Below are 11288 nucleotides of genomic sequence, written 5' to 3' on the forward strand. Positions count from 1 at the left end.
TGTCTTGACCTGTGGCCGGAAGTGGTACGGCATCTTCTCCTGGAGTTGACCGTTCCTACTTTCGACTGATTCGCGCCGTGGCTCCGAGAGAGTAATGTGTGTCCGATTAGCAGATGGATATTCTTCATCGCTCACGTTTCGAAAAAGCGGCTTAAGCATCTGTTCGCAACACTTTTGGAGGCTCTAACGTGAAGACCGGTATGTCAGTATTTCGGGGATTTGGGAGTTTCGTGGTTCTATGTATTTTGTTTTTCGGCCGCGTGGTCTTAGCTCAGAATGCAACGTTGAACGGCACTGTTCTCGACAATGCCGGAGCCGCTGTACCAGGCGCTCACATTACGGTTGTTAACACCGGGACAAATGCGACGCAAGCCGGTCAGAGCAACGACCAGGGCGTGTATTCAATAGGGCAGCTGGCGCCGGGTAGCTATACCGTGACTGTCGAAATGACAGGATTTCGCAAAGCAGTGGAGACCGGCATAGTGTTGACGGTCAATCAGTCGGCTACTTTGAATATACCGCTGCAGATCGGAGATTTAGAACAGACTATTTCGGTGTCAGCTGATGCAGCACTAATCAATGCGACGACAGCGGAGATCAGCACTGTTGTCGACCAACATGCGATCTCGCAACTTCCGTTGAACGGCCGCGATCCGTCGAGCCTTGTCTTTCTGGCACCAGGTGTGACCAATGTGCTTAACACCGGCGGGGGATATCTTCAAACGGGTTTCTCGTTTCCCACTGAGACAGGCGCTTCAGCCAATGGCGGCCGACAGGGAAGCACGTACTATCTGCTGGACGGCGTACAAAACATGGATACCTATCTGCTGTTGGCGGCCCCCTTCCCGAACTCGGACGCGGTGCAGGAGTTCCGGGTCATCTCAAACAACTTTGACGCACACTACGGCTTCTCTCCGGGCGCAGTGGTCAGCATTCAGACGAAGTCGGGCAGCAATCAATGGCATGGGGGGGCCTTCGAGTTCATCCGCAATAGCGACCTCAACGCAGGCAACTACTTCTCTCACACCGTGGATACCTTACGGCGCAATCAGTTTGGCGGGTATGTGGGCGGTCCGATAATCAAGAACAAGTTGTTCTTCTTTGCGAACTATCAGGGAACTCGCTCGAGCAGCCAGGGAGCAACCAACCCTACCTATACTCCAACAGCCGCAATGCTAAATGGAGACTTCAGTGCGGTACCGGTCAAGTTGCAGGGGCCGTTCGTGAACAACATGGTAAACCCAGCCCTCTTTAGCCCCGCTGCGGTGACGATCGCGAAGACAGCACTCCCGCTTGGCGGCGACCCGGCGAGCGGCCTGACGAACTATGCAAGCGGCGGTATCAAGAACTCGCTTGACGAGGGGACATTCCGTCTCGATTGGGAGCTCACGAGCAAGCAGCATATTGTGTTGCGAACCTATATCAACAACTTTGATCAACCGGCGGGCAGTGTAAACGGAAACATCCTCTCCGTACTGCAGGAGACTCCCTACAATGCGATTCAAAACAATCCGATCAAGTACTACAACCAGATCCTGACTCATACCTGGACGATCAATCCTTCGCTGGTGAACGTCGTCTCGGGTTTTTGGACGCAGGAGTCGGCACACAGTTCGGCGCAGGTATTCGATCAGAGCGGCCAACCTGTTTGTCTATCGCGATACATCAAGGTAAACGAGTTGCCGGGTCAGTGCTATCTCGAGGGACTCTCGGTCAACAATGGCTTCAGCACGGCCTACACCGAACCTTCGCAGGAGATAAGGACGAGCTTCGGCGTGTCGGATGCGGTGACCAAGACGATCGGCAACCACTCACTGTCGTTTGGGGTTGACCTCTGGCATCAATATGCGAAGGAACTTACGCAATACCCCACCCAGCCGATCATTAATTTCAACGGATCTTACACCGGCTTCGGCCTCGCGGACTTTCTATTGGGCAAGGCAGCGCAGTTCACGCAGGGCGCTGGTGAGATTGCCGATGTCTCTGGCATCGTCCTGGGCCTCTTCGCGCAGGATCAATATCGTATCCGTCCAACAGTGACGCTGACGGCAGGCGTGCGATGGGACCCCAACCTGCCTCCGACCTCGGCTGGAGGGCGGGGTGCAGCGTTCGTGCCAGGTCAGCAGAGCCAGAAGTTTCCGGGCGCTCCGCTTGGGCTGAACTTTCCGGGTGACAAAGGCGTGAACTCTGCTCTGATGCCGACGAGCTACGGTTACATCGAGCCCCGTCTCGGTGTGGCCTGGCAGCCGCGTTCTCTCCCGGGCACTTCATTCCGCGCCGGCTTTGGACTTTTTACCGCCCCGCTTCCGTATTCGGTATACAACCACGCTGCGGACATCGCGCCTTTCAGCCCTACACTGGGCTTCGACGCGACAGCAACAAACTTCATATCGTTCGACGATCCATACAGCTCCCTGGGGACCACAAGTCCATTTCCACCCTTTGCCAGCATAGGATTTGTACCCCCATCGAACACAAACTTCGGAACCAGTCCCATAGCGGTGCAAGCAATTTTCTCAAACAACTTCCGGCTTGGGATCACTCAGAGCTGGAATGCGTCGGTCGAACAGCAGTTCGGAAGAGACATTGCGCTCCACTTGGCGTATATCGGAAGCGAGAGCTATCACCAGGAGACTGTGATCGACCAGAATCCCGGCATCTTCGCAACCGGCGGTACACGCTCGATCTATCCAGCGTTTAGCAATATTTTGACTCTGGCGAGCATTGGCACTGCCTCCTATAACTCGCTGCAAGTTGGAGTGGAGAAGCGGTTTTCGCACGGGCTGCAGTTCCAGTCGAATTTCACCTGGGCGAAGACCATTGACCTGGCAGGGTCGGGCAATGTTTCGTTTGGCACTCCGCAGGTTCCGGATCCGTTCAATATAAGGTTCAACCGTGGCATCTCGCTGTTGAACTTCCCCTATGTTTCGGTGAGCCACCTGGTCTATACGACACCAGAGCTGCAGGGGCATGGAGTCCTGATGCGGGAGCTGCTCGGGGCGTGGGAGTTGAGCGGAATCGTGACCCTGCAATCTGGCCAGCCATTCGGGATTTCGGGTGGCAACGGTAACAACAACTCGGGGTCACTGCAATTCGGTGATCGCGCGGATGTTGTGCCCGGGATCCCCCTGAACGTACATCAGGGGGGCAAGGCGCAGTGGCTGGCGCATTATGTGAATGCTGCTGCCTTTGTGACCAACGCGCCTGGCACCTTCGGTGACTCGGGCAAGAACCTCCTGCGCGGTCCAGGAATCGCTACCTCGGACCTCGCGTTCGTGAAGAACTGGAAGGTGCGCGAGAGTTATGGAGTACAGTTCCGCTGGGAGTTGTTTAATGCGTTCAACCATGCTAGCTTTGCAACGCCTAACAACGACCCGACCAGTGCGAACTTCGGCCAAATCACCAGCATCGGTCCAATAGCTCCTCGAGTTATGCAGGGAGCCTTGAAGCTGAGCTTTTAGAATAAGTCAGCCTTGTCGGCGAGACGAAAGACCTTAGGATGGCTGATTTCATGGATAGACGCGATTTTCTCCGGGGGACGGGAACGTTGCTGGCGGCGGCGACGCTGCCGGGCGTTACCGCTTTCGCCGATGAACCTCCCACCTATGGGCGAGCGATTTTGCCAATCAACCGTAGCTGGCGATTTCACCCGGCACAAGTGGCTGGGGCCGAGACTCCGGAGTTCGATGACTCTTCCTTCGAACGAGTTGTTCTTCCGCACACGAACATAAGTCTTCCGTGGCACAGTTTCGACGACAAGGATTATGAGTTTATCTCGATCTATCGTCGCCGCTTCAACACACCACCCGGTTCTGCGGGTAAACATATCTTCGTGGACTTCGAAGGTGCCATGACGGCCTCAACCGTGTGGATCAATGGTGTCTCGCTTGGCGAATATAAAGGTGGCTTTACGCCGTTCTCTTTCGAGTTGACTCCGCATCTTCGGAAAGACGGCGAGAACGTTCTCGTCGTGCAGGTAGATTCCACGGAGCGGAGCGATATTCCCCCGTTCGGCAACGAAATTGACTACCTGACTTTTGGTGGGATCTATCGCGAAGTCTCTTTGCGCGTGGTTCCAAGCCTCTATCTGGACAATATCTTTGCGCATCCGAAGAACGTGCTGAGTGGTAAGCCCACACTTGAGGTGGACTGCTTTCTCGCGGGTGCGTCTCCTCGCGGTGATTTGGTGCTTGAGGCCGAGTTGCTCGATGGTGAACGTATTCTCGCAAAGACAAGCAAATCGATTCGAGTATTGTCTGGCGGCGATCCAAACGCAGCAGCGGACCCGTCCACAAGTGCTGCTGTTTACTCCAGCACGGAGACGGTCGATGACCCCGCGAAGCAGACGCTATCTCTCAAGGAGATTGACGGGGTAAAGCTCTGGGATATCGCAACACCAAACCTCTACACCGTTCGGGTACGCCTCCTGCATGCCGGAAAGATTATGGACGAGGACACTCGCCGCATCGGTTTCCGCGACGCAACCTTCACCGATCACGGCTTCTCTTTGAACGGGAAAATTATCAAGCTGCGCGGCCTCGATCGTCACCAGACTTTTCCCTTTGTGGGTCAGGCCATGCCGGCCCGCGTGCAACGCCAAGACGCAAAGATTCTTCGCCACACCCTCCATTGCAACATTGTCCGAACCTCGCATTATCCTCAGTCGCGGCATTTTTTGGACTGCTGTGACGAGATTGGTCTACTTGTTCTCGAGGAGATCCCAGGTTGGCAACACATCGGCCCCGAACCGTGGAAGCTTATCGCTATTGATAATGTCGGGCGCATGGTCCGACGGGACTGGAACCATCCGTCGATCATTCTCTGGGGCGTGCGAATCAACGAATCTCCAGACGATCACAGCTTTTACACGCGCACCAACGCACTCGCCCACGCGCTGGATACTACTCGCCAGACCGGTGGCATTCGTAACTTTAAGGAGTCGGAGCTTTTGGAGGATGTCTTCACCATCAACGACTTCGGGTTCCCGTTGAGAAAGCCTAATCATCCCCTGTATCTCAACACTGAGTTCGTTGGACACACTTTTCCTACCAAGACGACCGATGATGACGAGCGCCAGCGTGAACACACGTTGCGGCACGCCCGCATCCACAATCAACTAGCATCCGACCCGCAATACGCGGGCGGCATCGGATGGTGTGCTTTTGACTACAACACGCACGCGAACTTCGGGGCAGGGGATCGCATCTGCTATCACGGCGTGACGGACATCTTCCGTGAGCTGAAACCTGCTGGGGGATTCTACAAATCGCAGTGTGACCCATCAGAGGAGATTGTTCTCGAGCCAGCCTTCCACTGGGCCAACAGCGACGAGTCGATCAACTTCACCAAAGCCGTCGTCTGCTCGAATTGTGACCACCTGAAGTTCTATGAACGCACAGACAGCGCGGCGACCAACCCGTGGGATCTAATCGCGGAACTCGATCCCGACCGAGGAGAGTTTGATCACCTAAAATATCCACCGTTCATCCTCGATCGGAGTCAGGTAAAGCGTACCAACCGGCATGGCTGGGGTGACCTCAGGATCGATGGCTACCTGCAGGGAAAGCAGGTTGCGTCCAAGACTCTGTCTGGATTAGGCGTCGACCAGAAGTTTGTCTTGCTAGCGGATGACACAACGCTCCTTGCTGATGGCGTAGACGCGACACGCGTTGTGATGCGTGTCACGGACGAGTTCGGGGCCATGCGAACCTATGCGAACGATCCGGTCGTATTCAAACTGGAGGGCCCAGCAACCTTGATCGGTGACAATCCCTTTGCGTTGATCGGAGGAACTGGTGCCGTCTGGTTAAGAGCGAAGGAACAAGCAGGAACAGTTCGGCTAACAGCAACACATCCACGACTTGGCTCCCAAGCCATTAATCTGAACCTCACCGCTGTCACAGCAGAACCGTTCTAGGGAATCGCGATCCTGGTAAGTGTAGCGTGCCAGCTTCTCAGCATCGACTTGATCGTACTTCCGACCACTGTGCGAGATCGCCGGTAGCCACGATCACATCATGGCCGAGTTTCAAAGCTTAGCTAGCCTCTGTGTCTCGTCAAACGCTATCGGTTTTTGTGGATGATCATAAGGGATGGATTGCATATCGTTGGACCGGCAAAAAGCCGAAGGCCGCGCATCTAACTTTTCACTACACCGGTCGTCTGTCTCACAACGAGTTCGGTTGAGATCCGGTACTCTGTCCCATTGCTCGCGTGTTTATGGCTGGCCGCGTAGAGAGCTGTGAAAGCGCTCATCGCAATCTCCACACGTGGAACACGAATCGTGGTTAGCGGAGGCTGTAGGAAATTGCTGATCTCGATATCGTCGAAGCCCATCACGGAGATATCGACCGGCACGCGCAGCCCCGCGGCGTGAATCGCTCGCATCATCCCGATCGCCGTCAGATCATTCGAAGCCATCACGGCGGTTGGAGGTACGCGCAATTTCAGTAGTCGTGCCATCGCGACCTGCCCCCCGTCTATTCGATGGTTGCCTGTTTGTATATAGTCGGCGCTACACCTGAGCCCCTTCTTCTTAAGAGAAAGCGTGAAGGCGTTGCTGCGAATCTTGGCAGACGAGAGGGTGCACGGGCCGCTCACGAAAGCAATTTTAGTGTGTCCCAATGAAACCAGGTGTTCGATGGCTTGTTCGATACCGCTAGCGTAGTCGATGAAGATATTACTGATATTTGGTCCCACCCGGCCGGTGTCGAGGAAGACAATTGGTACGCCACGCTTGTTCAGCAAGTGCACGAGTTTGGGATCCATCTCCGATGTCATGATGGCGACGCCATCCACTTTGCGCTCTAGCATCCTGCGAACGCATACCTGCATTCTTTTTGGTTGATAATCAGTATTCGCGATCAGAAGTTCCTGCCCGTGCTCTACCGCGATGCGCTCAAAACACTTCGCAATATCGGGGAAGAATGGATTCGCAATATCCGAGATGATGAGGCCGTACATATGGCTTCTGCCGGAACCTAAGGTACGGGCGTGTGTGTTGGGATAATAGCCGAGAGACTTTATTGCGCTGCGCACTTGGCGCTCAATCTGAGCGCTGACCGGAACGGTTCCATTAACGACTCGGGATACTGTGGCTGTGGAGACCCCAGCTTTTTTGGCTACTTCTCGAATGTTCACGTGTAAGTTGGGGATCCGTCACCTTTCTGTATTCGCCTAAATGGCAAAATGCAATTTCGACTAAACCAACGCATCGCAACCACGCTCCACCTCTCAGTGGGATCACAGTCAATATAGCCCAACGCTGAACATCCATCCTGCGCCAAAATGGTTGAGATGTGTTCGAGGCCATACCGATATTGTCGTTGCAGACGCTAAAAACTTGCTGGAAATCTAAGCAACGCGCCAGCTTAGAACGTCATCTCGATTGTTCTGTAACCGATTGCATCCAAAGGGATGCGGTCGTCCCATAGGGTACGAAGATTGAGTGCCAGGTACAACGGTCAGAGACGTCGATCCACAGCTTTGAAGAGCTACTAATCATTCGGTCCTGATTCGGTAGGCGTTTTACTTAAATCGACACATCAAGCAACAAGCGATAGTCTGACGTGGATTCGGAGTGAACCGCGAGACTAGCATGTCCCTAGTTGATAGCAACGTTCACATCAGGAGACCGCATGTTTCAGAAAGCCGACAGTCCCGCTAGTGAATATGCAATAGGGGACAGAATAAGCGAGACACCGTAGAATGAGCGACGTAAGTGAATTATTAATGGCATGAATGGCTTTCACAAATCGCGGCCCTCCTCTCAAATTGGTGGCTCTAGGGGTCTCCCGGGGTTTTTCGCAGTCATCATGGCGTTGATTGGCACATTGTCTTTCACGTCAGTTTCCAGGAAAGCTCACGCGCAACACTCGGATGAAGTCACGATCCAAGGGAACGTCGTCAACCAAGCGGGCAACTTGATTAGTGACGCATCGGTACGGCTTGAACAAGAAGGTGTTCTCGAGCGTGTGGAGACAAAAACGAATGCTGCGGGCGCCTTTGCATTTACCGCTCTCCCAACGGGCCACTATCTACTCAGTGTCGAGAAATCAGGGCAAAAGAGTCATGCTACTGCCGTTCTCGCGCTGTCTAAGGGAGATCGGAAAACTATCGATCTGATCCTCGAGGTCCCTGGAGATATTCAGCTGAATTCAACAGACTCTTCGCGGCCTCCCCCTCAGGCGCTGGAGTTTTCCGATAAGCCGAATTTCACCATTGCGGGAGTCGTTGACTGGACAGCTGTAGGAGGGCACGGTTCGGACTCTGCATTGCGAACCAGCGAAGATCTTGCGCGTGAAACTCTCACTCTGAAACCCGAGAGTTCCAGATCGAACGGTCCGACACTGCCGAGCAGCGCAAAAATAGGGAATGAATCCGAGAGCAAACTGATTGCCGCTCGGGCGAGTGCTCCGGGGAGCTACGAAGCAAATCACCAGCTCGGTGAATATTATTTCCATGCTGGCAGACCCCAGGACTCTATCCCGTTGTTGCTGGCTGCATACCAGATCAATCCAACGATGGATGACAACACATACGATCTGGCGCTGGCTTACAAAGAAGCGGGTGACTTCTCGCGCGCCCGCGAACAAGTCCGTAAACTACAAGTTCACAAGGACTCTGCCGACTTACATCACTTGATGGGTGAACTTGATGAGAAGCTTGGCGATCCGTTGGCTGCCGTCCGGGAAGATCAGGAGGCCGTTCATCTGGATCCAAGCGAGCGAAACTACTTTGAATGGGGCTCGGAATTATTACTGCACCGGGCCGTTTGGCAGGCTGTAGAGGTCTTCAGAGATGGAACTGAAGCATATCCAAAATCATCTCGAATGCTAACTGCACTCGGTACTTCTCTCTTTGCAGGCGCACTCTATGATGAGGCAGCCCGTCGACTCTGTGATGCCTCCGATTTGGATCCTTCGGATCCGAAGCCCTACGCCTTCATGGGCAAAATAGATACAGCGGCGCCGACCCGATTACCCTGCATAGAGCAGAAGCTAGCGCGATTTGTGCGCGACCAGCCTGAAGACCCTCTCGCAAATTACCTCTATGCGATGGCTGTTTGGAAACGGCGGGAGCAACCGGCAGACAATCAAGACTTGGAACAAGTAAAAGCCCTGCTTACAAAGGCCGTAACGATCGACTCCAACTGCGCGGAAGCCTACCTGCAACTAGGAATTCTTTATTCTTCACAACGTAGTTACGAAATGGCTATCGACTTCTACATGAAGGCAATCAAAGCGGATCCAGAATTAGCTGAGGCGCATTATCGGCTGGGAGTGGCCTATGACCGGACGAATGAGCCGGCAAAGGCTAAACAAGAGTTCATGCGTCATGATGAGATTGAAAAGAAGCAAGCTGCTGCTATTGAAAGCGAAAGGCGCGAGATCAAGCAATTCCTGGTTGTACTGCAAGGGCAGTCGACTGGTACTACAGCGCAATGAATACACAAGAACCTTCACGTATCGAAGACTGCCTAGCTTTAGTTTCAAAAGACTCTACGGCGAAACTGGCTTCGAGCTGCCGACGATACCATTCCCTTCGCGAATAGTGAGTATCTGATTTGCTTTGACCTGCGTGAATCGTTCAATCTTTTGCGTAGTCGGCCACTTAATTTCTATTGCATCTACGGTATCGACCTTCCCGAGTCCGAAGTGAAGGCGTAAGTCATTTTGTGACATGACGCTTGAACCGCTATTAACTTCGTCCATCTGGATATGCTTACCCGCGATAACCCGCACCCTCGCTCCGATAGCCGTGCAATTACATTTGGTCCCAACGAGCTTGATCTTGATCCAGTTCTGTTTGTTGCCTCCGTCATTGCGAAGGAGCGATGGCAGATCATTCATATTCAAGACCAGCGCATCCATATCGCCATCGTTATCATAGTCTCCGAAGGCCGCGCCCCGGCTGGAGAAGTGTTCAGTAATGCCGGGTCCCATCTCCGACGAGACATCCTTGAAGCGTCCATTGCCGAGGTTCTTGTAGATCAGGCGCTGATTCTTGAAAGTTTGATCGAAGTGGTAGTTATCAATCTCCGGGTACACGTGTCCATTCACTTGAAGAATGTCCTGCCAACCGTCATTGTCATAGTCAATAAACCCGCATCCCCAAGCGACGTAGCGATTGTTGACTCCGACGCCTGCAGCAAACGTGACGTCGTTGAAAGTTCCGTCGCCATTGTTGTGGTACAAATTGCAGGTGTCATCGGCAAAGTTAGTTTTGAAGATGTCGAACCAACCATCGCAGTCGTAGTCGGCGACGGCGACACCCATTCCGGCCTGCTCGTGGCCGCCGTCGCTATAGGCGCAACCAGCCATCACAGCAATATCGGTGAACGTGCCGTCATGGTTGTTCTGGAAGAGAATGCTCGGCTGAGAATCTACCGCGACATAAATGTCTGGCCACCCATCGTTATCGAAATCATATGAGACGGAAGTGATGGAGTAGCGAGGTCCAGGTCTTAGAATGCCAGACTTCTCCGAAACGTCAGTGAAGGTGCCGTCTCCGTTATTGTGGTAAAGGATGTTCGTGTCGCCAGGAAGGCCGCGCGGGCCACACATGATAGGGACCCCCTTCCATTGGCAATAGTGTGTGTCGGCTGCGGCGGCAATCTTCTCCGGATCCAGCTTAATGTAATTGCATACGAAGAGATCGAGGTGACCGTCCCTATCGTAATCAAGAAAGGTGCACCCCGCGCCCCAACGAACCTGCTCTTGGCGTAGGCCGGCTTTGCGCGTAACATCCGTAAAAGTTCCATTTCCGTTGTTGTGGAAGAGAATGTTATGCCCCCAGAAAGTGCAAAACAGGTCGTCCCATCCATCGTTGTCGTAGTCGCCGACACAGACGCCGGTCTGCCAGCCTGTGACTCCCAGCCCTGACTTCTCCGTGACGTCAGTAAAAGTGCCATCTCGATTGTTCTTGTAGAGATGAGATGTCGGCGCCTTTCCAGCCGGCCAATGTGCGTCGAGCCGATTTCCATTGGTGAGATAGATATCCAGCCATCCGTCGTGGTCGTAGTCAAAAAACGCGAGGCCGCTTCCTTTAGCCTCAATGATGGACCGCTTATGTTCAACACCACCCCACACATTGGGCACACTCAGTCCTGCCTGCTGCGCGACGTTTACAAACTGGACCTGAGGTTGAGCGGGATTTGAAACAGCGGCTTCTACGAGTGTTGGATCTCTCCACTGCCAAAGTGGAGTTGCCAAAGTCTCCATCAACGTACTGCCAAATACAAAAAGAGATGAGCCGAGAAAACGCCGGCGGGGAAGATTCATAGGCTG

General features: G+C 53.7%; 5 protein-coding genes. 3 read left to right on the top strand and 2 right to left on the bottom strand.

Annotated features, from left to right (window positions below):
* Positions 1 to 200 precede the first annotated feature (200 nt).
* A complete protein-coding gene (locus tag RBB76_RS23140; RefSeq protein WP_429630790.1) occupies positions 201 to 3461 on the top strand; it encodes a carboxypeptidase regulatory-like domain-containing protein in 3261 nt (1086 codons plus the stop codon).
* Between the two features lie 50 nt (positions 3462 to 3511).
* A complete protein-coding gene (locus RBB76_RS23145) occupies positions 3512 to 5917 on the top strand; it encodes a glycoside hydrolase family 2 TIM barrel-domain containing protein (protein WP_429630788.1) in 2406 nt (801 codons plus the stop codon).
* 221 nt (positions 5918 to 6138) lie between these two features.
* On the opposite strand, the gene RBB76_RS23150 is transcribed toward RBB76_RS23145, so the two are convergent.
* Positions 6139 to 7140, bottom strand: a complete 1002-nt coding sequence (locus RBB76_RS23150) for a LacI family DNA-binding transcriptional regulator (protein WP_429630786.1) — start codon at positions 7138 to 7140, stop codon at positions 6139 to 6141.
* 674 nt (positions 7141 to 7814) lie between these two features.
* On the opposite strand from RBB76_RS23150, the gene RBB76_RS23155 reads away from it, so the two are divergent.
* On the top strand, positions 7815 to 9446 hold the full coding sequence (locus RBB76_RS23155) for a tetratricopeptide repeat protein (RefSeq protein ID WP_429630784.1): 1632 nt from the start codon (positions 7815 to 7817) through the stop codon (positions 9444 to 9446).
* 54 nt (positions 9447 to 9500) lie between these two features.
* Here RBB76_RS23155 and RBB76_RS23160 read toward each other — a convergent pair whose 3' ends face one another.
* A complete protein-coding gene (locus tag RBB76_RS23160) occupies positions 9501 to 11282 on the bottom strand; it encodes a CRTAC1 family protein (protein ID WP_429630782.1) in 1782 nt (593 codons plus the stop codon).
* Positions 11283 to 11288 lie beyond the last annotated feature (6 nt).

Source organism: Tunturiibacter psychrotolerans (assembly GCF_051013365.1).
GTDB classification, from domain to species: domain Bacteria; phylum Acidobacteriota; class Terriglobia; order Terriglobales; family Acidobacteriaceae; genus Edaphobacter; species Edaphobacter psychrotolerans_A.